23 protein-coding genes are annotated in these 26,148 nt (G+C 69.3%); 9 read left to right on the top strand and 14 right to left on the bottom strand.

The genetic code is table 11. The annotated features are described in order from the left end of the window. The first annotated feature begins 9 nt into the window (after positions 1-9). Together JOF29_RS36975 and JOF29_RS36970 are read left to right on the top strand one after the other, a co-directional pair. Positions 10-516 (top strand): SigE family RNA polymerase sigma factor, encoded by a 507-nt coding sequence (locus tag JOF29_RS36975; RefSeq protein WP_307863880.1) that lies wholly within the window; start codon positions 10-12, stop codon positions 514-516. Beyond that, positions 513-1,625 (top strand): hypothetical protein, encoded by a 1,113-nt coding sequence (locus tag JOF29_RS36970; RefSeq protein WP_209698982.1) that lies wholly within the window; start codon positions 513-515, stop codon positions 1,623-1,625. The genes JOF29_RS36975 and JOF29_RS36970 overlap by 4 nt, the downstream gene beginning before the upstream one ends. A 46-nt stretch (positions 1,626-1,671) precedes the next feature. Here JOF29_RS36970 and JOF29_RS36965 read toward each other — a convergent pair whose 3' ends face one another. After that, positions 1,672-4,686, bottom strand: a complete 3,015-nt coding sequence (locus JOF29_RS36965; RefSeq protein WP_307863879.1) for a S8 family serine peptidase — start codon at positions 4,684-4,686, stop codon at positions 1,672-1,674. Positions 4,687-4,813: 127 nt separating this feature from the next. Between JOF29_RS36965 and JOF29_RS36960 the strand changes: the two genes are divergently transcribed. After that, positions 4,814-5,296: an SRPBCC family protein gene (locus JOF29_RS36960; protein WP_209698980.1), complete on the top strand. Its 483-nt coding sequence runs from the start codon at positions 4,814-4,816 to the stop codon at positions 5,294-5,296. Between the two features lie 121 nt (positions 5,297-5,417). Further along, positions 5,418-5,678, top strand: coding sequence for a 30S ribosomal protein S20 (rpsT, locus tag JOF29_RS36955; protein ID WP_209698979.1), 261 nt, complete (start codon positions 5,418-5,420; stop codon positions 5,676-5,678). Between the two features lie 98 nt (positions 5,679-5,776). On the opposite strand, the gene holA is transcribed toward rpsT, so the two are convergent. Further along, positions 5,777-6,781: a DNA polymerase III subunit delta gene (gene holA / locus JOF29_RS36950; protein ID WP_209698978.1), complete on the bottom strand. Its 1,005-nt coding sequence runs from the start codon at positions 6,779-6,781 to the stop codon at positions 5,777-5,779. 71 nt (positions 6,782-6,852) lie between these two features. On the opposite strand from holA, the gene JOF29_RS36945 reads away from it, so the two are divergent. Further along, a complete protein-coding gene (locus tag JOF29_RS36945) occupies positions 6,853-7,428 on the top strand; it encodes a cysteine hydrolase family protein (protein WP_209698977.1) in 576 nt (191 codons plus the stop codon). Here JOF29_RS36945 and JOF29_RS36940 read toward each other — a convergent pair. From JOF29_RS36940 to JOF29_RS36885, 12 genes are all read right to left on the bottom strand, one after another. Continuing rightward, positions 7,425-9,725: a ComEC/Rec2 family competence protein gene (locus tag JOF29_RS36940; RefSeq protein WP_307863878.1), complete on the bottom strand. Its 2,301-nt coding sequence runs from the start codon at positions 9,723-9,725 to the stop codon at positions 7,425-7,427. The two genes, JOF29_RS36945 and JOF29_RS36940, sit on opposite strands and share 4 nt — an antisense overlap. A gap of 466 nt (positions 9,726-10,191) precedes the next feature. Beyond that, the gene (locus JOF29_RS45755; protein ID WP_307863877.1) at positions 10,192-11,223 is read right to left on the bottom strand and encodes a ComEA family DNA-binding protein; all 1,032 of its coding nucleotides are present in this window, start codon (positions 11,221-11,223) and stop codon (positions 10,192-10,194) included. 684 nt (positions 11,224-11,907) lie between these two features. Next, positions 11,908-12,750, bottom strand: coding sequence for a DegV family protein (locus tag JOF29_RS36930; RefSeq protein ID WP_209698975.1), 843 nt, complete (start codon positions 12,748-12,750; stop codon positions 11,908-11,910). 796 nt (positions 12,751-13,546) lie between these two features. Then, complete coding sequence (locus JOF29_RS36925) at positions 13,547-16,129, bottom strand: ATP-binding protein (RefSeq protein WP_209698974.1); 2,583 nt, start codon at positions 16,127-16,129, stop codon at positions 13,547-13,549. Between the two features lie 149 nt (positions 16,130-16,278). After that, positions 16,279-16,473 (bottom strand): hypothetical protein, encoded by a 195-nt coding sequence (locus tag JOF29_RS36920; RefSeq protein ID WP_209698973.1) that lies wholly within the window; start codon positions 16,471-16,473, stop codon positions 16,279-16,281. Positions 16,474-16,573: 100 nt separating this feature from the next. After that, positions 16,574-16,810 (bottom strand): GNAT family N-acetyltransferase, encoded by a 237-nt coding sequence (locus JOF29_RS36915; RefSeq protein ID WP_281067615.1) that lies wholly within the window; start codon positions 16,808-16,810, stop codon positions 16,574-16,576. A gap of 74 nt (positions 16,811-16,884) precedes the next feature. Continuing rightward, positions 16,885-17,304, bottom strand: a complete 420-nt coding sequence (locus JOF29_RS36910; RefSeq protein ID WP_209698971.1) for a YjbQ family protein — start codon at positions 17,302-17,304, stop codon at positions 16,885-16,887. 15 nt (positions 17,305-17,319) lie between these two features. Continuing rightward, on the bottom strand, positions 17,320-19,800 hold the full coding sequence (leuS, locus tag JOF29_RS36905) for a leucine--tRNA ligase (RefSeq protein ID WP_307863876.1): 2,481 nt from the start codon (positions 19,798-19,800) through the stop codon (positions 17,320-17,322). A 162-nt stretch (positions 19,801-19,962) separates the two neighbouring features. Further along, positions 19,963-20,853, bottom strand: coding sequence for a helix-turn-helix domain-containing protein (locus JOF29_RS36900; RefSeq protein ID WP_209698970.1), 891 nt, complete (start codon positions 20,851-20,853; stop codon positions 19,963-19,965). Next, positions 20,850-21,617 carry a phytanoyl-CoA dioxygenase family protein gene (locus tag JOF29_RS36895; RefSeq protein WP_209698969.1) on the bottom strand — a complete coding sequence of 256 codons (768 nt, stop codon included), beginning with the start codon at positions 21,615-21,617 and terminating at the stop codon, positions 20,850-20,852. The genes JOF29_RS36900 and JOF29_RS36895 overlap by 4 nt, the downstream gene beginning before the upstream one ends. A gap of 97 nt (positions 21,618-21,714) precedes the next feature. Next, the gene (locus JOF29_RS36890; protein ID WP_209698968.1) at positions 21,715-21,960 is read right to left on the bottom strand and encodes a hypothetical protein; all 246 of its coding nucleotides are present in this window, start codon (positions 21,958-21,960) and stop codon (positions 21,715-21,717) included. A 27-nt stretch (positions 21,961-21,987) separates the two neighbouring features. Beyond that, the gene (locus tag JOF29_RS36885; RefSeq protein WP_209698967.1) at positions 21,988-23,667 is read right to left on the bottom strand and encodes a sodium:solute symporter family protein; all 1,680 of its coding nucleotides are present in this window, start codon (positions 23,665-23,667) and stop codon (positions 21,988-21,990) included. Between the two features lie 166 nt (positions 23,668-23,833). Between JOF29_RS36885 and JOF29_RS36880 the strand changes: the two genes are divergently transcribed. From JOF29_RS36880 to JOF29_RS36865, 4 genes are read left to right on the top strand one after another with little or no spacing between them, the layout of a single operon-like run. Next, complete coding sequence (locus tag JOF29_RS36880) at positions 23,834-24,319, top strand: hypothetical protein (RefSeq protein WP_209698966.1); 486 nt, start codon at positions 23,834-23,836, stop codon at positions 24,317-24,319. Next, a complete protein-coding gene (locus JOF29_RS36875) occupies positions 24,316-25,434 on the top strand; it encodes a sensor histidine kinase (protein ID WP_209698965.1) in 1,119 nt (372 codons plus the stop codon). The genes JOF29_RS36880 and JOF29_RS36875 overlap by 4 nt, the downstream gene beginning before the upstream one ends. Before the next feature lies 1 nt (position 25,435). Beyond that, entirely contained in the window at positions 25,436-25,834 is a 399-nt protein-coding gene (locus tag JOF29_RS36870) for a response regulator (RefSeq protein WP_307863999.1), read from the top strand. Continuing rightward, the gene (locus JOF29_RS36865) at positions 25,831-26,073 is read left to right on the top strand and encodes a response regulator transcription factor (RefSeq protein WP_307863998.1); all 243 of its coding nucleotides are present in this window, start codon (positions 25,831-25,833) and stop codon (positions 26,071-26,073) included. The genes JOF29_RS36870 and JOF29_RS36865 overlap by 4 nt, the downstream gene beginning before the upstream one ends. Positions 26,074-26,148 lie beyond the last annotated feature (75 nt).

Genomic DNA, 26,148 nt, shown 5'->3' with positions numbered 1-26,148 from the left:
AGGCGCCCGGTGGCAGCGCCCGCGCAGGAGGACGCGCGGGCCGCCGTCTCGGCGCTCTACCAGCGGCACTGGGCCGGGCTGGTCCGGCTGGCGGTGCTGATGGTCGACGAACGGCAGGCGGCGGAGGACGTCGTACAGGAGGCCTTTGCGGAGCTCTACCGACGCTGGCCGTTGCGTGGCCCGGACGCGACGCTTGCCTACCTCCGTACGTCGGTATTGAACCGCAGCCGGTCCGTCCTGCGAAGGCGCAAGGTCGCGCGGTTGTACATCCCGCCCCGCCAGGCGCCGAACGCGTCCGCCGAGAGTGCCGCGGTACTGAGCGAGGAGCGGTCACAGGTGCAGCGGGCGCTCCAGGCGCTGCCGCGACGTACGCGAGAGGTCCTCGTGCTCCGGTACTACCTCGATCTCCCCTTCGCCGAGATCGCCCAGATCCTCGGGATCGGCGAGTCCTCCGCCCGCGGCACCTCGTCGCGCGGTCTCGCCATCCTCACCGAACGCCTGAAGGAACTGCGATGACCGACACCGAGACCCGCCTCCGCGACTACCTCCAGGCCCAGGCCACCACCGTCCCCGACACCGCCCAAGGCCCCGGCTTCGAGCCACTCGCCCGCCGCCGGCACTGGCCGGTTCTCGCGGCCGCGGCTGCGATCGCCGTGGTGCTGGCGGTCAGCGTGACCTTCCTGACCCGGCTGTCCGGGGATACGCCGCAGCCGGCCGAACCGGTGCCCACCGGTCCCCCGACGATCCCGTACACCGACGGCACGACGCTGCACGACGGCGGCCAGCGGGTGCGGATGCCGAAGGGCCTCGACGCCTTCCTGTTCGGACGGCTCGACGGCGGCGGCTGGCTGGCGATGAGTACGCCCAGACCGAGGCAGTTCCAGGCCGCCGTGCTGAACCCGGACGGAACCTTCCGCGCCATCGGTCCGGAGCGATCGGATGGAAACACGCTGTCCCCCGACCGCAAGCAGGTTGCCGTGATGCACTACCTGACCGGCACTCGGGGCGAGATAGTCATCGTCGACATCAAGACGGGCAAGGCCGTGTCGCGCACTCCGCTGTCGCACCAGCCGACCCTGCTCGGCTGGAACCGGAGCGGCCTCTGGATGGCCAACGAGGGAGTGACGACGAACGAGCTCATGGTGTGGCCGCAGCCGGGGTCCGGCCGGCCCGAACACCTCGACGCCCCCGGCTTCGAGGGTGGGCTGAGCGCTCCGGCGGACACCGACACCATCGCCCTGACCACAAGGCAGGGCAGCGACCGCTGTCTCAAGGCAGGCGTACTGCGCGACGGTGCGCTCAAGATCCTGCGTCAGTACTGCGACGCCGGCCCGGAGTCGGTGTACTCGGTGATGTCGCCCGACGGCCGGAACATCGTGAACAGCCACGCGAAGCTCGTCGTCGACGTACGGTCGGGGAAGATCACCAAGCTCCAACTGCCCGCGGCGGACGAGATGACCGACTTCCCGCCGCCGCAGTTCGAGGACGCGAACCGGCTGATCCTCCTCAGCACACCACCGCGCAACCAGCACAAGCCTCCTGCGATGTACCGGTGTGACGTACGCAGCGGTGAGTGCGCTGTCATTCAGCAGAACGCCACGGAGGTCACGCTGCAGGAGCCGTGACAGACAAGGGCGGCCCGGCCGCCTGCCGGGCCGCCCTCTGGGTTGTTCAGCTGTCTACGCGTACCACGGTGGAGCCGGAGCCGTCTGCGCCGTCGGAGAAGTGCAGTTGGCCGAGGTAGCGGGTGCCGGCGGTGAGGCCGGACCAGTTCGCGGTCACGGTGGCCTGGCCGGCTACCTGCACCTGCTGGGTGGCAGGGGTGGCAGTCAGGTTGCCTGTGCTCTTCTGTAGCTCCCAGTGGTTGAGCTTGACCTGCTGCTCGTTGGCTCCGGCGTACAGGTCGACGTACACGTCCACCGGACCGCCCGCGGGCTGCGACAGGTTCACCTCTTCCTCGGCGGAGCCACCGGTGCTGCTTCCGAGCAGGGTCGTCGTACCGGCCTTGTAGACGAACACGTCCAGGTCGGTGCCTGCTGGGTAGTCGGCGTCGAACGTGGAGAACCTCGCGTACGTCGTACCCACCGGGACGTCAGCCGTGAACTTCGCGACGTGGTCGTTCACCTTCGGCGCGGTGGTCGGGAACGCCACGCCTCCCGGGTTCTTCAGTGTGGCCTCGGCGACCGTCGCCGGGTTAAGCCCCAGGGCCGTCGTGTTGAGCGTCCCGGCGTACCCGGCGGTGATCGGGACGTCAACGGAGCCCGCAGTCCCGGTGCCGTTGACCTGGACCGGTGCCTTCACCGTGAGCGGCTTGATCGCGAGCGTGCTGGCGACGGAGTGCTTCGCCGACTTCCAGACCAGCTTGCCGAACGAGTACTGCTCGAGCGGGGCGCCGTTGTTCTCGATGGTGGCGGTGTACGTCGCACTGCGGCCCGGGAACGTGACCAGCAGCTTCGGCGACACCGTCACCTTGAGCCCCTTCGCACCCTCGACCTTCGGGAAGTACACCTCGGGCGTCCTGCCGACGTTCGTGACCGTCCGGGTCACTGTCTGTTTGCCCGCCAGGTCGCCGATCGCGATCGTCGGGTAGTTGAGGTCGCTCAGGTCGATCTTGCCGTTCGCACACAGCTCGTGTGTGCTCGGCACCTGACCGGAACCGCAGATGAACTTCGTCCAGTCCGTGTACGTCGAGTCGTACACCAGGCCCGGATCCATGCCGTACTTCGGCTGCACCTCGCCGGCGCCGTACCCGAACGGGTTGGCCGCCGAGCCGGAGTCGTTCTTGATCGGCTTGCCGCTGGTGTCCTTGTCGGTCGCGGTCGTCATCATCGCGGACTTGATCGCCATCGGCGACCAGGTCGGGTGCGCGCTCTTCAGGACCGCCGCGATCCCGGCGATGTGCGGCGTGGCCATCGACGTACCGCTCATGAACGCGTACTCGCCGCCGGCCGCGCTGAACGCGGTGGTCGCGGCCAGCACGTTCGTGCCCGGTGCCATGATGTCCGGCTTCAGCAGGTCGCCGTTGCCGGCCGGGGACGGACCGCGGCTCGACGAGCTCGCGACCATCGGGGCGTTGACGCGGACCGGCGTACCGGCGCCGATCGTCGCGGTCGGGTTCGCGGTACCGCTGACGTACGCCTTGACCTCGGCCGCCTTGGTGTCGTCCAGGTGGACGGTCGGGACCGCGTGCAGGTCGGCGTCCAGCGTGCCGGGGGTGATGTTCAGCAGGATCATGCCGATACCGCCGGCGTTCTTCACCTGCAGGCTCTTGTCGGCCCGGGCGTTCACACCGCGGTCGCAGACCACGATCTTGCCCGTCACCTTGGCCGGGTCGAGCGTGCCGGCCTGGCAGAGGGTGAGGTTCGCCGGATCGGCACCGGCCAGGCCGGCGTCCTTCGCCAGCACCACCGGCGCCTGCGGCGTACCGGAACCGATGCCCGCACCGGTGTAGGCCTTGCCGTTCCCGAGCGTCACCGTGGTCTGGATGTCGCGGTCATGGGTGCCGTTGGCAACGGACATGACCCAGGGGTACGTCTTGCCGACGGTCGCGTCGCCCGGACCGGTGTTCCCGGCGCTGCTCGCCACGAAGACCCCCGCCTTGGCGGCCCGCAGGAACGCGAGCCCGGTGGCGTTCACGTACGTCGACCCGCTGCCGGAGATCGAGTAGTTGATGACGTCGACGCCGTCCGACACCGCGGCGTCGATCGCGGCCACGATGTCGGCGTCCGTACCGCTGCCGCCGCCGGACGCGTCGACCGCCCACAACGCCTTGTAGATCGCCAGCCGGGCGTGCGGCGCCATACCGGAGCCCTTGCCGTAGTCGCGGCCCATGACGGTCATGTCGACGCCGTTGTTGCCGGCCGCCGTACTCGCGGTGTGCGTGCCGTGGCCGCCGTAGTCGCGCGGCGACTTGAACTCCGCCGGGATCGGGCGGTTGCCGATGCCCTTGTCGAAGTACCGCGCACCGATCACCTTGTTGTTGCAGGTGACGGGTGCCTCCTCGCCGGCCTGGCAGGTGCCCTTCCACTTCTTCGCGACGATCGCGTCGGACTGCTTGGTGGTCTTCATCGGCGCGAAGCTCGGGCGCTCCGGGACGTACCCGGAGTCGATCATGCCGATGATCACCCCGTCGCCGGCCTTGTCGACGCCGCCCGCCTGCTGCCAGGCGCCGCCCTTCCCGGACAGCCCGAGGAAGCGCGGGGTGTCGACGGTGTCGGCGTGCTCGATCTCGCTCGGCTCGACGCTCTTCACACCCGACGACTTCGCCAGCTTCACGGCGTCGTCGTACGACATCTCGGCCGAGAAACCGGCGTACGTATAGTTGTAGTCGTAGAGCTTCCTGACCTGCGGGACGGCCTTGAGTACGTCGCTGCGCTCGTTCGCGAGGTGCTTCACGTAATCGACGACGGGCGCCGCGGTCTTCAGCAGCTTCGCGCCGGGCAGCACCTTGGTGGCGGCGAGGCCGGCGATGTCACCGTCGTACTCCGCGACGGGCGAGTCGTCGAGCTGGACGATGTACGAACCGGTCTCGGAACGCTTCACCTCCGGGTCGGACGACTGTGCGGCCGGTGCGGACGGCTGTGCGGCCGGCTGGCTGGCGCTGGCGGCGTTCACCAGCACGGGGACGCCTGCCGCGGCGGCGATCAGTGCGGTGGCGACCAGGATCGCCGGTCGTTTGCGGGTCACGGAGTTCCTCCAGGGCTTGGCGGAGCGATGGGGAGCGATGGGGCTCGCGAGGCCCCGAGTATGCCGTCGGTCGCCGGCAGTGTCACGCTCAGCACAGCCGGCGACCGCCGATGGAAGGGAAAACCCGATGCCCGATCTGACCGAGTCCATCGCAGTGCAGTCGACCGCTGACACACTGTATCGATTGGTCAGCGATCTACCGCGGATGGGCGAGTGGAGCCCGGAGTGCACCCGCGTGACCTGGTCGTCGCCGTCCGGCTCGTCGTCCGGGGGCGCCTCGTCCCGGATCGGTCCGGCGGCGGGTTCGCGGTTCGTCGGGCACAACCGGGTCGGCTTCGTCCGATGGTTCACCTTCGGCACGGTGGTGACCGCGGACCCGGGCCGCCGGTTCACCTTCGACATCACCTTCGGCCCGGTCCCGATCTCGCGCTGGGACTACGAGTTCGTGGTCACCGCCGACGGCTGCACGGTCACCGAGTCCTGGACCGACCACCGCCCGGCTGCCTTGAAGGTGCTGTTCCGACCGGTCTTCGGCAACCGCACCCCGCGCAACGCCGAAGGCATCCACACCACGCTGACGCGGCTGAAGTCCGCCGCCGAGGCCGGCTGAGTTTGGAGGTGGGCGCCGCTTGTTGGTAATCTGGCTCTTCGCGCGCCCACGGGTGGTTGTTCAGTCGTGCGCCGCGACACCTTCCGTAATGACCGCACACACCTGATCGAGGCTCTGCTCCGTGGCGAACATCAAGTCCCAGATCAAGCGCAACCGCCAGAACGAGGCTGCGCGACTTCGCAACAAGTCCGTGAAGTCGACCCTCAAGACGGCTGTCCGGCGCTTCCACGAGGCCGTCGAGGCCGGCGAGGCCGAGAAGGCCAACGACACCGCTCGCAAGGCCGGTCGGCTGCTGGACAAGGCCGTCAGCAAGGGCGTGATCCACGCCAACCAGGCCGCCAACCGCAAGTCGGCCATCTTCAAGAAGGCCGCGTCTATCTGACACCCCGGTCGCGTCCCTGACGCGACCCCGAACGATCGGCCCGTCCCCGCGACCGGCCGATCGTTTTTGCGTACCCAGAACCACCCTCGCCGAGGTGGCTAGCGGCGGCCGTGGGCTCGGGTGATGGTCAGGACCATGCGTTCGAGGGCGTAGCCGGCGTCGCCGGAGGCGCCTTTGACGTCGGCGTCGGCCTGGGCGACGGCCTTGATCGCGGCGGCCAGCCCGCCCGGCGTCCAGCCTCGCGACTGCTGCTTGAGCTGCTTCAGCTTCCACGGCGGTACGCCGACCTCGCGCGCCAGATCCGCGTCCCGCATCCCGCCCGACGCGCTCGCGTACTTCGCGAGCCCGCGCAACCCGCCGGCCATCGCACTCGTCACCAGCACTGGCGCAACCCCGCAGTCCAGCGCCCACCGCAACTGCTCCAGCGCCGGCTCCGTCCGCCCGGCGATCGTCGCATCCGCGACCGCGAAGCTCGTCACCTCCGCGCGCCCCCCGAAGTACTGCCCGATCAGCTCGGCCGTGACCGCCTGCCCGCCCGAGTCCGACACCAACTGCGCACACGCCCCGGCCAGCGCCCGCAGATCGTGCCCGACCGCGTCGACCAGCGCCGACGCCGCCCCCTCGTCGACCGACCCGCCCAGCAACCGGATCTCCCCCGCGACGAACTGCGGCAACTCCCACGCCTTCGGCGCCGTCGCGACGACCTCGTTGACCGATGCCTTCCGCAACTTGTCGAGAACGCCCTTGCCCTTCTGCCCACCCGAATGCACGAGCACCACGAGCACGTCGTCCACCGGTGCCCCGGCGTACTCGATCAGATGCGCCGCCATCTCGCTCGGCAGGTTCTCGAGCGCCCGCAGCACCAGCACCCGCTCGCTCGCGAACAGCGACGGCCCGGTGAGCTCCGCGAACACCCCGACGTCCAGCATCGACGCGTCGACGTCCGTCACCTCGACCTCGGAGCTGTTCCTGGACACGGCCGCACTGTTCTTGGACACCGCCGCGATGGCCGACCGCACCGCCCGATCCGCCAGGAACGACTCGGCGCCGGTCACCAGCAGGACATCACCGAGCTTCGGCGCAGAACCTTTACGAGCAGCCACGGTGCCAGCATCCCACGACGCCCGGACAATCCGGGTGCGCACCCACGCCCGAACCCGCCAGGATGAGGCCCATGACCTCCGCTACCGACGCGCCGGCTTCCGGCGCCTGCGATGCGCTGATCGTCGTGGACATGCAGACCGCCTTCGTGTCCGGCCCCGACGCGGTACCAGGCGCCACCCAACTCCTGGACCGGGTCCGCGATCTCCTCGACCGCGCACGGAAAGCCGGCGCAGTCGTCGTACACCTCCAGAACGACGGCCCGCCCGGAGCCGACGACGAACCTGGCACCCCCGGCTGGGAGCTGTATCTTCCGGTCAACCCCGGCCCCCGCGAACACGTCATCCGCAAGCCGCGCGACGACGGCTTCGACGCCACGCCCCTCGGTGAGGTCCTGGTGTCAGCCGGCGTACGCTCGCTCGCCATCTGCGGCGTCATGTCCGAAATGTGCGTCCGCGCCACTGCCCAAACCGCCATCTCCCGCGGCTACCAGGTAACCCTCCCCCACGACGCCCACGCCACGTACGACGTCCCGGCCGTCCCCGGCGTCTCGGCCCTCGTCCCCGCCCACATCGCTTCCCGAGTAGCCGCCTGGTCCCTGGGCGACCAGATCACCAACACCCTTCCCACCTCGTCAACCACCTTCTAACCCACCGCCTCACTTGAGCGGGTCGCAAGGGAGAGGCGGTTGTTCGGGTTGGTGATGATCAGCGAGCCGCTGACGTTGGTGGTGGCTGTGCGAGTGGTGTTGTGTGACAGGAGGTCCAGCGTCCTCGGCGCCGGGTGGCCGTAGTCGTTGTCGCGGCCCGCGGAGATGACCGCCAGACGGGCGTTCACGGCAGCGATGAACGCCGGATCCTGCCGCGCCGAACCATGGTGCGGAACCTTCAGCACATCCGCCCGCAGCTCGGCCCCGCTCGCCAGCACGGCCCGCTGCGACTCAGGCTCCAGATCCCCGGTGAGCAGGATCCGCAGACCACCCACCTCGACCATCATCGCGATGCTCGCATTGTTCTCCGGAGATCCTTCGTCCGTTGACGTGGCCGACGACGTACCCGCCTGCGGAAGCGCCGGCACCTTCGCCGGCCACAACGTCGTCCAGCTCACCTGCCCGACAACCCGCCGCTCGTGAAACGCGACCGTCCGTACCTCCGCCCCAGAGTGCCCGGCGAGCTCCATCACCCGGTCGTACTCCGCCCGCGGCGAGAAGTACGGCGTCACCTCGATCTCGTCGACCTGCCGGCCGCTCAACACCCCGGCAAGCCCGCCGACGTGATCGGCATGAAAGTGGCTGAGCACAACCACCGGGATGTGCCGAACGCCAAGATCCTTCAGACACCGATCCATCGCCGCCGGATCCGGCCCGGTATCGACGACCACCGCCGTACCGTCGCCCGCCCGCAGCACCAACCCGTCCCCTTGTCCGACATCACAGACAGCGAAGAGCCAGTCCCGCGGCGGCCACCCGAACGTACCGATCGGCCGCAGTACGACGACTGCCAGCACCACCGTCGCCAGGATCATCGCGATCGGCCGCTCCAGGATGCGGTGCATACCAAAGACGAGCGCCAGGCAGAGCAGCGTCAGTACCGCGACACCGAACACCGTTGCAGGCCAGGCACTCTCGGCACCGGGCAGATCGGCTCCCTCGCGCGCGACGAGGATGATCCACCGAGCGGGCCAGCCTGCCGCCCACCCGACGATCCGCGCCAATCCCGCACTCAGCAAGGCAACCCCGGCCGCCACGAACCCGAGGATCGTCGCCGGACCAACCGTTGGACCGGCCAACAGATTCGCCACCACCGCGACCAGCGACACCTGTCCCGACAGCCACGCGACGATCGGCGTACACGCGAGTTGTGCGGCAAGCGGGCACGAGATCGCATCGGCCAGCCAGCCGGGAAGCCAACGCGCCAACGCATCCCGCCAACCGGGCCCGAGCAGCACGATCCCCGCGGTCGCGAGCACCGACAACGCGAACCCGGCGGACCGCGCGAGCGAGGTGTCGAGCAGCAAGAGCACGATCACCGCGACCGAGAGACTGCGCACCGCACGGCGCTGCCCTCCTCCGCCGGTCATCGCGGCCAGCGCGATCAGGCCCATCGCGGCTGCCCGGAGCACGCTCGGCTGCGGCCGGGCGAGTACGACGAACACGACAACCGTCAGCACGCCGACGACCGTCAGGCCACGGGCCCGTACGCCGATGAGCCGCGCCAGCGGGAGCAGGAACGCCAGTAGAAGTGTCAGGTTCGTCCCGGAGACGGCGGACAGATGCGTGAGGCCGGTGATCCGGAAGTCCGCGTTCAACTCGGCCGAGACTCCGGAGACGTCCCCCATCACCAGTGCCGGTACGAGTCCGCGTACGTCGTCTGGCTCGTGGGCTACCGCTTGCCGAAGGCCGGCTCGCACACGCTCGGCCGAACGCAACCACCACGGCGGCGCGTCGACGATGCGCGGCGGCGACCGCGTCGAGAGCATCGCGGCAACCTCACCACCGCTGTCGACGCGCTCGAGCCGCCCACTCGCGTCGACGTGCTGGCCGAACCTGACGTCCTTCCACTTGGCGGTGCCGATCAGGAGCACCGGCGTACGAACCCGAACCGAGGTGGAGGACTGACCGCTCGCCCGGCTGCGTACCTCCTCGACAGTTGCCTTCACCACGACGTACGGCGGACGCCTGGAGGTGGTGCTCTGCTTCAGGATCGGATCCCCGTCGATGCGCACCCGCACGCTGACCGTCGCGGAACCACCCGCAAGCCCGTAGACCGGCCCGGCCCGCACCGTCGCAACCTGCAGCGCCGCCGCGATCGCCAATCCCCCGACAACAACCGATGTCCCCACTCCCACCCACGCGACCCTCGTCCACGGCTCCACCTCACCGTTGTCAGTCAGCCGCCGCCGCCACACCAACAACAGCCCCACCACCGCGGCCAAAACCAGCGCCACCCCACCAACTACCCCACCAACCACCGGCCCCCGCCCCACCAAAACTGCCGCCACCAACCACCCAGCCCCCGCCGGCAGCAACAACCGCACATCCACTCCCTCGGCCCCACCCAACCCATCAGCCGCCAACGCAGCCTCCGGGGTGAGGGCCGGGGTGAGGGCCGGCTCTCGGGCTGGAGCTGCCGTCGAGGTAGAGCCTGGTCGAGCCACCCCCGGGTGCTCCGGAGTGAGGACGGGTGTGAGGGCTGGAGCGGGATCCGGCTCTCGAGCTGGAGCTGCCGTCGACATGCATCCTCGTGCAGCCGCCCCCGAGGGCTCTGGGCTGAGGGCCGGAGCGGGGTCCGGCTCTCGGGTCGGGGCTGACGTTGACGTGGAGCGTCGTGGGGGCTCCGCCGGGTGCTCGGGGGTGAGGTCGGGGGCGGCGTCGTGTGCGTGCTCCGGTAGACGCTCTGGGGCCGGGGCGGGGTCAGATGCCGACATGGGACTTGAGGGAGTCGTACTTCTTGGGACCTACGCCGGGGACCTCCTGGAGTTGGTCGATCGTGGTGAAGGGGCCGTTCTGGGTTCGGTAGTCGAGGATTCGCTGGGCGAGGACGGGGCCCACGCCGGGCAGGGTGTCGAGTTGGTCGATCGTGGCGGTGTTGAGGTTGACGGTCGTGCCGGGGGCGGTTCTTGGAGACGTGGTTGTGGAGGTGGTCGATGGGTTGGGAGGTGAGGGTTGGGTCGGTAGGCCTACGTTGATTTGTTCGCCGTCGGTCACTGGGCGGGCGAGGTTGAGGGTGGTGAGGTCTACGCCCCGGAGGGGGCCGCCTGCCAGGGTGAGTACGTCGGCTACGCGGGAGCCGGGTGGGGCGTGGACGAGGCCGGGGCGGCGTACCTTGCCGGCTACGTACACGACCAACTGCGGGCCGGACGAGGTTGCGGTGCCGGGTGACTGGGCGGGATCGGGTGGGGTTTGAGCGGCACCGGGTTGGATGGATGCCGCGCCAGGCTGGGTGGGGCCGGGTTGGGTCGGTCCGGCTCCAGGTTGGTTCGGCCCGGTTCCGGTCTGCGTGGCGCCTGTGCCAAGTTGCGTGGATACCGCGCCGGGTTGGGTTGGGGCGGCGCCGGGTTGGTTTGTTCCCGCGCCCGGTTGGGTGGGGCCGGTGCCGGGTTGGGTTACGGGGGTGCCGGGGGTCGTGGTGGCTGGGTGGGTTTCGGGGATCGGGGTGGGGCGGGCGTGGACGAAGGTCCAGGTGGCCCAGGTGAGGCCTATGGCGAGGACCGCCACCAGGATCAGGATGTGGCGTGGGGTGAGGGTCCAGCGGGCGTTGCGTAGGCGGTCGGGTATTTGGTCCGGGATCCATCCACCACGCACCTCATCACGCTCCTCGGGGTCTTCGGGTGGTACGTCGGGGGTGTGAGGGTCGGCGTGCGTGGGTGGCCGGACTGCCAGGCGGGAGAGTGCTCGCGCCCGGACGTCCGGGGGTGGGGGTGGGGTACGGCGGAAGACCTTCACGCCAGAGAAGGTACGAGTCCGGCGCACCGTTCGAAGCCCGACTTGAAAGCTGTGGAGAACCGCTCGCTGCGTGCCACGCGGGGGGTGCGCGGGGTGCGCGGGGTGCGCGGCGACGGAGCCGTTGAGGGGCGGTGGTGGTGTCTGGCGACAGGTAATGGTTGCCGGGGACCGGCTATTACCTGTCGTCGGTCACCGTTGCTTGTCGCCACATACGCAGGAGAGGGCACACGCGTCGCCGCGGGCGGCGATGAGTGCTTGCCGGAGGGAGGAGACGCCGGCGCCGGCCGGGCGGGGCGCTTACGCGGGCGGCATGTCCGTCGGCGGGCAGCGCGGGAAGCACGCACGTGACGTCGGCGAGGTGAGGTGGCCGGACGGACGGTGACGTGGGCGGGTGGGACAGGTCCGTAGGCGGGATGGGGTCCGCAGGTGGAACGGGTCCACAGGCGGACGGGTCCGCGGGCGGGGTCCGCGGGCCCCGCAGGTGGGACGGGTCCACAGGCGGACGGGGTTCGCAGGTGGGGTCCGCGGGCCCCGCGGGTGGAGACGGGTCCACAGGCGGACGGGGTTCGCAGGTGGGGTCCGCGGGCCCCGCGGGTGGAGACGGGTCCACAGGCGGACGGGGTTCGCAGGTGGGGTCCGCGGGTGGAGACGGGGTCCGCGGGTGGGGTCCGCGGGTGGCGTGGGTTAGAGGGGGCTTACTACTACGGCCAGGAGGCCGGGGCCTACGTGGGCGCCTATTACGGCGCCTACCTCGCGGAGGACTACTTCCTTGGCTTGGGGGAGGCGGGTGGCGAGGTTGTCGGCGAGGGTTTGGGCTTTTTCCAGGTTGGCGAGGTGGTGGACGGCCAGCTGGACGGGGGCGTCGCCGGCTCGTTGGACGGCGATGTCGGCGAGGCGGGCGATGGCTCGGCTGGAGGTGCGGACCTTTTCGAGGGGGACGATGCGGCCGCCGTTGATGGTGAGGAGTGGCTTGACGGCGAGGGCCGTTCCGAAGAGGGCCTGGGCGGCGCCGATGCGGCCGCCGCGGCGGAGGTATTCGAGGGTGTCGACGTAGAAGTACGACGAGATGGTCTTCATCCGGGCCCGGGCGGCGGCTTCGACGGTGGCGGCATCTTCTCCGGCGGCGGCTGCGGCGGCCGCGGCGAGGACCGGGAAGCCGAGGCCCATGCCGAGGGAGCGCGAGTCGACGACCCGGACCGGGACCGGGGACTCCTTGGCGCCGATCATCGCGGCCTCGAAGGTGCCGGACATGTCGCCGGAGAGGTGGATCGACACGATCTCCTCGGCGCCGGCCGCCGCGCACGCCGCGTACGTGTCGGCGAACGTCTGCGGCGCCGGCCGGCTGGTCGACACCGGGGTGAACGTCTTGAGCGCCTCCGCGACCACGTCCGCGGAGGTGGCGCCGTCGTCGTACGACGTACCGCCGATCACGACCCGCAGCGGTACGACGGTCAGTGGGTGCCGGAGCAGCTCGTGCGTGGACAGACCGGCCGTGGAGTCGGTGACGACCTGCACGCGGGCTGCCATGCAGCGAGGTTACCGGACAGTTAATGTGCGGACGCAGTGCCAAACTCCACAAGATGAGGGAAGTCGGCGAGCTGGGGCCTGGGCATCGTCTACTGCCGGCTCCAGCCCGCCTGGATCGTCGGGTACGGCGACGAGAGCGTGCAAGGGGCAGCGAGGTGAAGGTCACCCCTCCCGGGACCTTCACCTCGCTTGGGAACTTGGCCGGGCCGCTGGCGTCCCCTGTGCGTCAACAGCCCGGCACGTCCGGCTGACTCCCCCTGGTTGTCAGCTGAAGTTGGTGGGTCCCCGGCGAGCTACTCCCCGTATCCGGTTCTGTACGAACCGGCCTGACCGCGAGCTCACCGAGGTCCCGGGAGGTCCCAGCAGCCGACACGCCGGCGGGAGACCTGGCCCGCCGGGCACCCGCGTCAGCCGGGTCCCGACACTCGTCCCCTGTGTCGTGTGCCGGACCCGTTGCTGGGACCCCGCCCCGGAAGCAGTGCCCTGACGGTGCACCGCGCCCGGTTCAGGCAGGACAGATCCGCATTCCGCAGCACTCCGGAGCTCTCGGCCGCCGGTCGGCGCCCCCACCAACCAGCACCCGGAGGCCCTCCGCGTCGCCTTCGCCGGACCGGGCAGCGCCGTGATGGCCGCGATGTGCCATGACCTCTTCATGGTCCACCGCCTTTCGCTGCCGTTTCCGGGGTCGGACTCTGCTTCCTGGAACCTGCCCTACGGCTGTAATTCTTCGTCCGGCAGCCATGCCAGGACGAGGCAGAACAACCGGCAGTTACCCGGCAGCTTCAGCAGATCGGCGTCAGGAAAGAGCAGCGAGTACGTCGTTCGCCAGCCGCTGTACGGCGGCCGCCGGGTCGGGCTGCGGCCACCCGTCCGCCACCGACGCGCTCAGGCACGACTCCTGCAGCACGGCCCAGGCCGTCGGCAGCATCGGCGGGTCCATGGTCCGCTGCCACGCCAGGAGCTGACCGCACACCGCGTCGCCCGCCTCGGAGCGCCCCAATGCGTGCAGCACCGCCACAGCCTCCGGCAGTACTTCGAGCAGGTACACGACCCGCCCTTCGAGCAGCAGCCGGTTCAGCGCGTCCAGCACCGCCTGCCGGGCCTGCTCGACCTCCCCGGCGGCACGTGCCAGTCGAGAGCGGTACAGCATCACCAGGTAGTCGAAGTACCCACGATGCCCGCGGATGTCCGCGTCGGCCTGGTCGAGCAGTGCGCGTGCTTCGTCGTACCGGCCGTCCTGGTACTCGACCATCGCCAGGCAGCTGGCCACCTTGGTACGCTCCGGGTCGTCAGGCGCCTGGCTGTCGCGGGCGAGCTCAGCCCAGTGCCGTGCACCGGCCAGGTTGCCCAGCTCGAGGTCGACCCGGCTGAGCGCTATGTAGCCGATCTCGTCAGGGTAGACGCCCGGATTGACCAGCGCGGCCTCCCACGCGAGCAGGAGCTCCCTCGCCTCCACCAGCCGCCCCCAGCGCAGCAGGGCGAGCCCACAGGTCGCCTGCACGGTTGTAGACCGTTGGATGTCGCCATGCTTCCGGGCGTCGTCCACGAGCGCCGGAATCTCCGCCAAGCTCTGTGTATCGAGCAGGTGCGACCCCGAGGACACCCAGCCGCCACGGGCGACCAGTCCCATCTCGGTCTCGCCCGGGATCAGCTTGCGCGCCTCTTCGTAGTGCCGCCGCGCCCCATGGATGTCACCGGTCAGGCTGGACAGCCGGCCAGCGATTGCGAGCAGCCGGCCGCTCGTCTCCTCGTCAGACACGTTCGAAGCGCACAGCGTCGCCCAGCGGATCCCGCTCTCGGCAACACTCGCCTGGTACTGCCAGGCGATCCGGAACCCGAGCACGATCCGCGCGGCCGTGTCCCACTCCCCCAGCTCGGCGGCCCGCGCCAGCGCCACCTCGAACAGCGCCGAGTTCGCATGCGCCGCCCGGTACCGCCGGTCGCGGTCCGGCGACGACCACGCGCCCTCCAGCCCCGCGACGTACGTCGTACACCACTCGACGGCCCGGTTCCGGAACTCGGTGAGGTCGTCCCCCTGTGAGGACAGCCCGGCGTACGCGTGCTCGCGGATCGTCTCCAGCAGCTTGTACCGCGCGCCGTACAGCCGCTCGAACTCCGGCACCGGCTGCAGCAGCGACTTCTCCACCAGCTCGGCCAGCAGCATCCGTACGTCGCTCTCGTGGATCGGCGCGCCCGTACACACGCCGGCCACCGCCTCCAGCGTGAACGGCGACCCGAGCACCGACGCCCGGTACAGCAACTGCCGCGCCGGGTCCGACAGCCCGTCCACGCTCCACGCGATGGTGTCCGCCAGCGTCCGCTGATGTGGCGCACCGAACCGCCGCGGCCCGGACAGCAACCGGAAGCGGTCGTCCAGCGCAACCAGGATGGCCTCGACCGACAGCGACCCGGCCCGCGCGGCAGCCAGCTCCAGCGCGAGCGGCAGCCCGTCCAGCCGCCGGCACAGCCGCGCCACGGTCGGGGCGTTCTCCCGCGTCAGCGTGAAATCGGGACGTACCCGGGCCACCCGGCGGCAGAACATCTCCACCGCCGGCGAGGCCGTGATCTCCTCGAAGTTCTCGTCGTTCGCCGGTACGCCGAGCACCTGGACGCGCCGTACCACCTCGTCCGGCAGGCCGAGCGGGATGCGGGACGTGACCAGTACGCCGATGCCCGGGAAGCTGCGGACCATCCGGTTCGCGACGGTCGCGACGCCGTCGAGCACGTGCTCGGCGTTGTCCTCGACGATCACCAGGTCACCAGGACGGCGGCCGGACAGCACGTCGTCGAGGTCCGACGTACCGGGGGCGGTGCCGAAGGCGTCCAGGATCGCCGACGGTACGGCCGCGTCGCGCTGCACGGTGGTCAGGTCGACGACCACCACGGTGGTGTCGGCGCCGGAGAACCGGTCCGCCGCTGCCAGCGCGAGCTCGGTCTTGCCGACGCCACCGGGGCCGACGAGCGTGACCAGCCGGTTCTGCCGGAGCAGCCCCTCGAGCTCGAGCAGCTCCTCTTCACGCCCGACCAACCCGTCCGGGATCGGCCGGGTACCACGCCACCGCAGGCCGGTGGGCGCGGCGTCCGCGACCGACACGACCGGGGCGTTGACAGCCGGACGTACGACGGGGCGCCCGGAGCCGTGTCCCGCGGCCAGCAAGAACTCGGCCACGTCCTGGAGCTCCAGCGCGGACGCCAGCAGCCGGACGGAGTCCTTGCGCGGGCGCGCGACCCGGCCGGCCTCCATCTCCCGGATCGAGCGCACACTCAGCCCGGCCCGGTCGGCCAGCTCCTCCTGGGAAAGGCCGGACTGGACCCTCAAGTCGAGCAGCAGTTCGGCGAACCCTCGCCGACCGCCTGCCCGGCCATCCACGTCCGACACAGCCCGTCACCCCTCTGGAGGCCTCACGTACCCGACACAACATAGCGTGACGGGCGTGTGGTTCGCCGGGCTGCCCGGCGTGCGAGCTGCGGTCCGGGTCCCCCGAATTCCACCGGAATCAAATGCTTGCGCGATCAGAAATACGCGTTTCAAGCAGTCGCGCGAACCGAGCGGGATTCATTTTCGGCGGCGTACAGAGAAAGCACCCCGGCCCAGTCGTCGATCCGGGCGCTGGTGTCGGCGCGGCCGGAATCGGCATTCAGCAAGCTGCCGTCACAAATCCCGCGGGTAGCGCGAACCAGGAGGTCGACGGTGACGTCGCGCAGGGAGTCCAGGGCAGCCATGCGGCAATTCAAGCCGAGTCGTGTTTCGCAAACGTAACGCGATCACCAACATCACAATAAGTCACCAAAATACCGGCGCCGGTTATTACCGCGTAGTCCGCTAACCGGCCAGGTCGAGCGTCCGGCGCATGTCGTAGTTCGGAAGGTTCTCGCCGCGAATCCAGTTCTGGTCGTTGGCCCGCCGTACCTCGAACCCGAACCGCTCGAACACCGGCCGCGCCGTTCTGCTCGCGTGCGTGTGCAGCTCCGACAGCCCCAACTCGCGGGCCATGACGACGACCGCCTCCACAAGCGCCCGGGCGACGCCACGCGAATCACCCGGAAGTACGCCTTCCAGGTCGACTCGGCATCCTCAGGCTCGTAGGCACGCACGCTGACGCTCACGCCCGGGACGCTACCAGCGGCAGGACGCTAGCCGGCCAGCCAGGACAGCCGGATCTGACGCCGGGGATTGTCGACGTTGGTGTCGACGAGGCAGATCGATTGCCAGGTGCCGAGCATCATGCGCCCGTCCAGCACCGGCACGGACGCGTACGGCGGGATCAGCGCGGGCAGGACGTGATCACGTCCGTGCCCCGGTGAGCCGTGCCGGTGCCGCCAGCCGAAGCCGCGCGGCAGCAGCTCCTCGAGCACCGCGAGCAGATCGGTGTCGCTGCCGGCCCCGGTCTCGAGGATCGCGACTCCGGCGGTCGCGTGCGGTACGAAGACGTGCAGCAGCCCGTCGCCCTGGGCCTGGTGGGCCTCGGCGGCGACGAACTGCTCGCACCGGCTCGTCAGGTCGTACACGACCTCGGTCCCGCCGGTCGGGACGTCGATCAGCTCAGATCGCATCCATGCAGCGTAGTCCTACGCCGGGACGATGTTGACCAGCTTCGGCGCCCGCACGATCACCTTGCGGGTGCCCCGGCCGTCCAGCGCCTTCTGGATCGCCTCGGACGCCAGCGCCAGCTGCACCAGGTCGGCGTCGGTGATGTCCGGCGCGACCTCCAGCCGGTCCTTCACCTTGCCGGCCACCTGGACCACGCAGGTCACGGTGTCCTCGACCAGCAGCGTCTGGTCCACCTTCGGCCAGCCGGCCTTGGCGACCGTCGGCTCGTGGCCCAGCTCCTCCCACATCTCCTCGGCCGTGTACGGCGCAACCAGGCTCAGCAGGATCGCCACCGCCTCGACCGCCTCGCGGACCGCCGGGTCGGCGGCACCCGGACCGGAGTCGATCGTCTTCCGGGTCGCGTTCACCAGCTCCATGATCCGGGCGATCATCACGTTGAACCGGTGCGAGTCGATCAGCTCGGCCGCGTCGGCCACCGTCCGGTGGGTCAGCTTCCGCAGGTCGGCGTCACCCGTGGCCGGGTCTGCACCGACCGGCGCCTCGACGGCACCGGCCAGCCGCCAGGCGCGCTGCAGGAACTTCAGCGAACCACCCGGCGACATGTCGGCCCAGTCGATGTCGTCGGCCGGCGGACCCGCGAACACCATCGTCAGCCGGACCGCGTCCACGCCGTACTCGTCGATCATGTCGCCCAGGTTCACGCCGTTGCCCAGGGACTTGCTCATCGCCTTGCCCTGGTTGATGACCTGGCCCTGGTTCAGCAGCCGGGTGAACGGCTCGACCACGCTCAGCATGCCCATGTCGTACAGCGCCTTCACGAAGAAGCGCGCGTACATGAGATGCAGTACGGCGTGCTCCTTGCCGCCGACGTACTGGTACACCGACATCCACCGCTCGGCCGTGGCCTGGTCGAACGGGCCGTCGGTGTACTCCGGCGACAGGTAGCGCAGGAAGTACCAGGACGAGTCGACGAAGGTGTCCATCGTGTCGGTGTCGCGCTCGGCCGGGCCGCCGCACTTCGGGCAGTCGACCTCGACCCACTCCCGGGCGGCCGCCAGTGGCGACACGCCCTTCGGCCGCAGGTCGGCGCCGCGCAGGTCCGGCAGCTCCATCGGCAGCTGGTCGTCCGGGACCGGTACCTCGCCACAGGACGGGCAGTGGATGATCGGGATCGGGCAGCCCCAGTACCGCTGGCGGCTCAGCAGCCAGTCGCGCAGCCGGTAGTTGATGGTCCGCTCGCCCAGGCCCTTGCCCTGCAGCCAGTCGATGATCCGCGTCTTCGCCTCGGCGATCTCCAGACCGTCCAGGCTGATCTCGTCGTTCGCGCTGTTGATCGCCGGACCCTCGCCGGTGAACGCCTTGCCGTCGAAGCCCTCGGTCGGCTGCACGGTCCGGACGATCGGCAGGCCGAACTTCTCCGCGAACTCCCAGTCGCGCGTGTCCTGACCCGGCACCGCCATGATCGCGCCGGTGCCGTAGTCGGCCAGCACGTAGTCGGCGGCCCAGATCGGGATCCGCCGGCCGGTCACCGGGTTGATCGCGTACGAGCCCAGGAACACACCGGTCTTCTCGCGCTCGGTGCTCTGCCGCTCGATCTCGGTCTCGCCCTTGACCTTCGCCAGATAGCCGTCGAACGCCTCCTGCTGCTCCGGCGTGACCAGCTCGGCGGCCAGCTTGGCGTCCGGCGCGACCACCATGAAGGTGGCACCGAACAGCGTGTCCGGCCGGGTGGTGAACACGCGGATCGGCTCGTCGCGGCCCTCGACCTGGAAGTCGGCGAACGCGCCCTCCGAGCGGCCGATCCAGTTCCGCTGCATCAGCAGGATCTCTTCCGGCCACTGCAGCAGCTCCATGTCGTCCAGCAGCCGCTGGGCGTACTCAGTGGTCTTGAAGTACCACTGGGTCAGCTCCCGCTTCGTGACCTCCCAGCCACACCGCTCACAGCGCCCCTGCACGACCTGCTCGTTGGCCAGCACGGTCTGGTCGTTCGGACACCAGTTGACGTACGACGCCTTCCGGTACGCCAGGCCGCGCTCGTAGAAGCGCAGGAACAGCCACTGCGTCCACCGGTAGTACTCCGGGTCCGAAGTGTGCAGCCGGCGCGACCAGTCGAAGCTCAGCGCGTACCGCCGGATCGACTCCGCCTGGGTCTCGATGTTGGCGTACGTGTATGTCGCCGGGTGCTCGTTGCGCTTGATCGCGGCGTTCTCGGCCGGCAGCCCGAACGAGTCCCAGCCGATCGGGTTCAGTACGTCGTACCCCTGCTGGAACCAGTAGCGCGCCAGCACGTCGTGCAGCGCGAACACCTCGCCGTGACCCATGTGCAGGTCGCCGGACGGGTACGAGAACATCGTGAGCGCGTAGCGACGCTCCGCCGAGCCGTCGTCCTTCGCCTTGAACGGGTCCAGCTTCTCCCACACCGGACGCCACTTGGCCTGCATGGCGTTGAAGTCATAGCCACCCCGGTCGATCGGAGTGTCGTCCACCTGCTCGCTCACGGTCCTACTCCTGCTTCGTGGTCTTGTTGAGCCTAAATCTGCCAGAAATGAAAAAACCCCTCACACAGGAGGGGGTGCCGTACCGACCGGCGCTCAGGTTGCGCCTGGAAGCCAGTACGGCTACGTAAGGAGCAGGCTCACTCGCATGCGGTCAGGATAGCACTACAGGAACTCCGTCCCGCCTGTACGCCGGTGGTCGCCGGGAGTGCGGCCGTACCTGCGTTTGAAGGCCGTAGAGAACGGGCGTACGTCGGAGTACCCGCAGGCTCGGGCTACCGATGTGACGGACAGGCTGTGATCCAGCAGGAGCTGTGCGGCCAGCTCGAGGCGTAGGCGGCGCAGGGTGGACATGATCGAGGCGCCTGTCTGCTGCGTGAAGAGGCGTTCCGCGTGACGCTCGGAGAGGTGGGCGGCCGCGGCCACGTCGCGAACGGTTATAGGTCGTGACAGGTTGTCCCGAAGGTGCCGTTGCATGGCTTCTACTACTAAGGGCCCTCTGTCTCGGCGTACTGGTTCAACAGCCAGGTCCTCGTCCCGCGCAAATGCCCTCGCCGTCTCCAGCACGAGTGCCGAGCCCAGAGCTGTAAGAGCAGTGCCATAGCCGGACACTGGAGCCGCAGCCTCCGCGGCCAACGCTATGACGAGTGCCGGCAACGCACCTGTTCTTGTGGACATGACCGGGCCATCAGTGCGTGTCAGCCCGGACCACCACCCTCGTTCGTCCGAACCAGGACTGAACGTAAAGCCCCAGAACGCGATACCCAGAGGAGAGAGGTGCGACGACTCGATCTCGTGCACATCGCCGGGCCGTGCGAGGAACACCGACCCCGGCACCACGTCGTACTGCACAGAGCCGTTGTTGAAGCGCCCCTCCCCCGAGTACGCCAGGCAGACCTCGTGGAACGAGTGGCTGTGCCAGTAGTTGCGCCAGTACTCCGGCTGGTAGTGCCCCCAGCTGAGGAAGTCCGCGCGGAAGCCGTCGACCTCGCAGGACTCCAGCAGCCCCGCGAGGTCGACGAACCGGTCCGCGCCGGCTACGTCCGACAGCGTCAAACAGCACTCCTGCCAGTGGGGTCGACTCCACGCAGCATCATGCCCTGGCCGAGCGACCACTCGTGCGCCTTCACCGCCGGCGGGTCCGCCGGGTCGCGGTACTGGATCAACCACGTCGTACGGGCCTCGTCGCTGGTGTTCACGCCGGACCCGTGCACGGTCAGGTACGTGAAGAACAGTACGTCGCCCGCCTCGGCCGGCTGCGGGGTCGCCGCGTCGAACGACGGCTCCAGCAGGTGGAACGACCCCTCCGGGCTGTGCTCCCGCGGCCCGTCCTTGTGGCTGCCAGGGATGACCCGCACGCAGCCCTTCTCGACGGGGGCGTCGTCGAAGTGGAAGATCGCCGCCCCGACCCGGTGGTACGTGTGCGGGAAGAACGGGTGGTCCTGGTGCAGCGGGAACGGCGAACCGTTCTCCGGTGGCTTCACGAACAGCTTGGTGTGATGCAGCTGGACGTTGTCCACGCCCATCACCGCAGCGGCCACGTCGGTGAACCGCGGGTCCACCAGCAGCTTCGCGAACTCGGCGTCGTAGAACTGCGCGTCGTGCAGGTGCTGCAGCTTGGTGGGCGCCTCGGCCATGTCGCGAGCGGCACCCCAGGTCGGGTCGTCGCCACGGTTCAGCTGCGCCAGCAGGTCGTGGCTGCGCTTGCGGTAGTACGCCGCTTCTTCCTTGCTGAGCAGGCCTTTCACCAGTACGAAGCCGTCGGCGGCGTACTGCCGCGCGAGCGACGACAGCTCGGGCCGCTCGGATGTGATCGTCATCTCGGAGTACCTCCTGTTCGGGTACTTCGAGCCTACGAACGCCGGCGCCGGTGCGGGAGGATCCGCCCGGACGCCGATGTTCGTCAAACGGACACGGTCACTGCTCGGCCGAGTCCTCGTCGGCCACCGCGATCGGCCGCAGCCGGGCCCAGAGCACGAACAGCGCGGCGAACACCAGCATCCCGATGCCGCCCCAGAGGTTGATGTTGATCCCGGCCGCCTTGTCCACCTCGGCCGCACTGCCGGTGATCCCGAGGATCGTCAGCACGACACCGTAGATGCCGACCAGCAGCGCGATCACGATCCGGATGTCGAACGCTCCGGCCTTCTTCTTCTCCGCCATCTCACTGCTCCCTTGTCAGCTGAAGAGTCAGCTGAAGACGATGTTCAGGACGATGGTCAGCGCGAGCGAGATGCCCGCCAGCAGCACCGGCTTGCGGTACCAGCCGCCGTCGCCGGCCACCGCCACCTCGGTGCGCTGCTCCTTCGGGGTCAGCGAGTACACCAGCCCGACCAGCTCGGTGTCACGCTTCGGCGTCGTCACCAGGCTGACCAGCACGCTGACGACGATGTCGACCGCGAACGCCGCACCGGCGCCGACGAAGCTCGCGCCCTGACCGGGCAGGTTGATCACGCCGTTCTTGGACAGGACGAAGACCAGGATCGCGGTCGCCGTACCGCTGACCAGGCCGATCCAGCCGGCCGCCGCGGTCATCCGCTTCCAGAACATACCGAGGATGAACGTGGCGAACAGCGGCGCGTTGAAGAACGAGAACAGCTGCTGCAGGTAGTCCATCAGGTTGCTGTAGCCGGAGGCGATCGCGGCCGTCCCGATCGCGACCAGCGTGCCGACCACCGTCACGATCCGGCCGGTCCGCAGGTAGAACTCGTCCGGCCGGTCCTTGAGGAGGTAGCGCTCGATGATGTCGTACGACATCACGGTGTTGAACGAGCTCAGGTTGGCCGCCATCCCGGCCATGAACGACGCCAGCAGACCGGTGATGGCGAGGCCGAGCATGCCGTTCGGCAGCAGGTCCCGCATCAGCAGCAGCAATGCGTCGTTGTAGTCGACCTCACCGCTCCCGGTCGCCTTGAACTGCGACAACTCCGGTACGACGACCGCCGCGATGATGCCGGGGATGATCACGATGAACGGGATGAACATCTTCGGGAACGAGCCGATGATCGGAGTACGCCGGGCCGCCGACATGTTCTTCGAGGCCAGCGCCCGCTGGACCTCGGTGAAGTTCGTCGTCCAGTACCCGAACGAGAGCACGAAGCCGAGCCCGAACACGATGCCGATCACGGACAGGAAGCCGTTGTGGAAGCCGCTCAGCGCGTTCCCCGGCCAGGCCGACATCTGGTCCGAGCCGCCCGGCGACCCGCTCACCTTGTCGACCAGGCCCTGCCAGCCGCCGACCTTGTGCAGGCCGACCAGGGTCAGCGGCAGCAGCGCCGCGACGATCACGAAGAACTGCAGCACCTCGTTGTAGATGGCCGCGGACAGACCGCCGAGCGTGATGTAGCTGAGCACGATCGCGGCGGCGACGATCACCGACACCCAGATCGGCCAGCCGAGCAGGACGTTCACGATGGTGGCCAGCAGGAACAGGTTCACGCCCGCGATCAGCACCTGCGCCAGGGCGAAGCTGAGCGCGTTCACCAGGTGCGCGGGCTTCCCGAACCGGCGGAGCATGAACTCCGGCACGCTGCGGACTTTCGAGCCGTAGTAGAACGGCATCATCACGACGCCGAGGAACAGCATCGCCGGGACCGCGCCGATCCAGAAGTAGTGCACGGTCGGCATGCCGTACTGCGCACCGTTCGCGGACATGCCCATGATCTCGATCGCGCCGAGGTTGGCCGAGATGAACGCCAGCCCGGTGACCCAGGCGGGCAGCGAGCGGCCGGACAGGAAGAAGTCCAGGCTGCTCGACACCGCGCGTCTGGCCAGGTAGCCGATGCCGAGCACGAAGACGAAGTACAGGGCGATGATGACGTAGTCGATCGCCGTGGCGTCCAGTCTGAGGATGGATTGTTGCGGAAGCATCGGCCCTCCGGATCGGTCGGCTGTGACGGATCGTGTTGTTACCGATCAGGAACGTTACTCCTTCTTTCAACTACGTGAGCGGCGACCCGGCGGTGCACGATCTCCACCCGGATCTCCACCTCTGGTCTGTCCTCACCGAGAGCAGTGCGGACCTACCGTCCGTGACATGAGCCTCGGAACCCTGCCCAACGCACTCGTCGTGATCGCCGTCGTGATCGCCGTCATCGCCCGGCGGATCTCCTGGTCCGAGCTGGACAACTCCAACGCCGACGTCTGGCGCGGCCCGGTCGTGCTGGTCGGGATCGGGATCTACCAGCTGTACGCCGGCCACGCGCAGCTCGGCGTCGCCGGCGTCATCCTGCTGGCGATCGGCGCGGCCGTCGCACTCGTGGCCGGTGTAGCGAGCGGACGGGTCGCCCAGGTCGAGCGACGCGCCGGGAAGGTGTTCTACCGGCTCGGTCTGCCCGGACTCGGCATCATGGTGGCCTACCTGGTCATCCGGCTCGGCCTGGCGGGCGTCGGGCACCTGGTCGGTGTACCGGTCGCCCAGGGTGGTGCGCTGATGGTCTCCCTCGGTGCGAACCTGTTGACCCAGTCGATGATCATCCAGGGCAAGGCGAGCCGCATGGCCGAGGAGTACACCAACCAGTGAAGCTCAAGGCGCTGCTGCCGCCCCGCCCGCACGGAGAGAGCGGCTGGGTCGGCCGGACACTCACCGCCGGCGTGGCGGTCGCCGTCCTGGCAACGGCGCGCCCCGCGGACAGCTGGGTGTGGGTCGTTCTCGGGGCGACCTTCGGTGTCTTCCTGGCCGGTTCGGTCCTGATGGCCACCCGGCCGTACGTCGCGTTCGCGCTGCTGTCGGCTGTCGCGGTCTGCAACGCGCTGATCGCTGGGTACCCGCAGTCGAACGCGCTGGTACTGGTGCTGGTGTCGATCACGGACATCGCCGTGATCGACTTCCGGCGGCGCGGAAACCGCCCGATCATTGCCGCCGGCATCGGTATCGCGGCCGCCTACGGGGTGTCGGCGTGGCTGTTCGACCAGTCGGACAGCTGGTACTTCACACAGGTTCTGTGGGCCGCGGTACTGACCGCGTTCGGGTTGAACCGGCGGCAGTACGAGGCGCAGGCGCGGCAGACCGAGCAGCTGCTGGAGCAGACCCAGCTGGCGCACAGCGAGCACGCGCGCGCTGCGGCGCTGGAGGAGCGCGGACGGATCGCCCGCGACCTGCACGACGTACTGGCGCATTCGCTGGGCGCGCTGAGCGTTCAGTTGGAGGTGGCTGAGGCGTTGCTGGCGGAGCGGTCCGATACGGCCGGCGCGCTCGAGCGGGTACGCCGTTCGCGCAAGCTCGCCGTACAGGGGCTGACGGAGGCTCGGAGTGCGGTGGCTGCGCTCAGGGCGGATGAGGTACCGGAGCTGCCCGCGGCGCTGGCTGCGCTTGCGGAACAGCATGAGAAGGACCACGGCACGCGAGTACGGCTGATGGTGACGGGTCAGAAGAAGCTCGAGTCGGGTGTCACGGTCGCACTGCTGGGCGCGGCCCGTGAGGCGCTGACGAATGCAGCGAAACATGCGCCTGGTCAGATTGTTGACATGAGGCTTGTCTACGACGACGGCGTACGGGTGTCGGTGCGGAACAAGGGAGCCACCAGCGGGGAGGGGTTCGGGCTGGCCGGGATGCGGGAGCGGCTGGCGCTGGTGGGCGGGACGTTGACTGCAGGTGCCGACGGCGACGACTGGTTGGTGGTGGCGGAGGTTGAGTGACGTGATCCGGGTAGTGGTGGCGGACGACCAGCAGGTCGTCCGGGAAGGACTGGTCGCGCTGCTCGGGCTGATCGACGGCGTCCAGGTCGTGGGCGCCGCCGCGAACGGTGTCGAGGCCGTCGACCTGGTTGCCCAGGGCAACGTGGACGTCGTACTGATGGACCTGCGGATGCCCGTACTGGACGGGACGCAGGCGACCGCGCGGATCACGGCCGACCACCCGGACGTCGCCGTACTGGTGCTGACGACGTACGCCGACGACGCGTCGATCGCGAACGCGCTCCGGGCCGGCGCCCGCGGCTACCTGACCAAGGACGCCGGCCGCGCCGAGATCGGCGCCGCGCTGCGTTCGACCGCGGCCGGCAGTCGACGTTCGACCCCGAGGTCTCCAAGCGCCTGATCGCCGGGCTCACCCCGTCGAGCGATCCCGGCAACGACGGACTCACCGCCCGCGAGACCGAGGTACTGCGGCTGATCGCGCGCGGACTCAGCAACCCGGAGATCGCCGGGCAACTGTTCATCAGCGAGGCGACCGTGAAAACCCACATCAACAACACGTTCGCGAAGATCGGCGCCCGCCACCGCGCCGAGGCAGTCCGCTACGCCTTCCGCAAGGGCATCGTGTCAGAGGGCGTCTGAGGACCCCGCGCCGTCGCGAGCAGGTGCTCGGCGGAGTGCCTCGGCGCGGTGCCCGCCGAGTGCCGCGCAGTAGGC

This window comes from Kribbella aluminosa (assembly GCF_017876295.1).
GTDB classification, from domain to species: domain Bacteria; phylum Actinomycetota; class Actinomycetes; order Propionibacteriales; family Kribbellaceae; genus Kribbella; species Kribbella aluminosa.
Note: the sequence above shows the minus strand (reverse complement) of the source record. Positions and strands in the feature narration are given on the sequence as shown.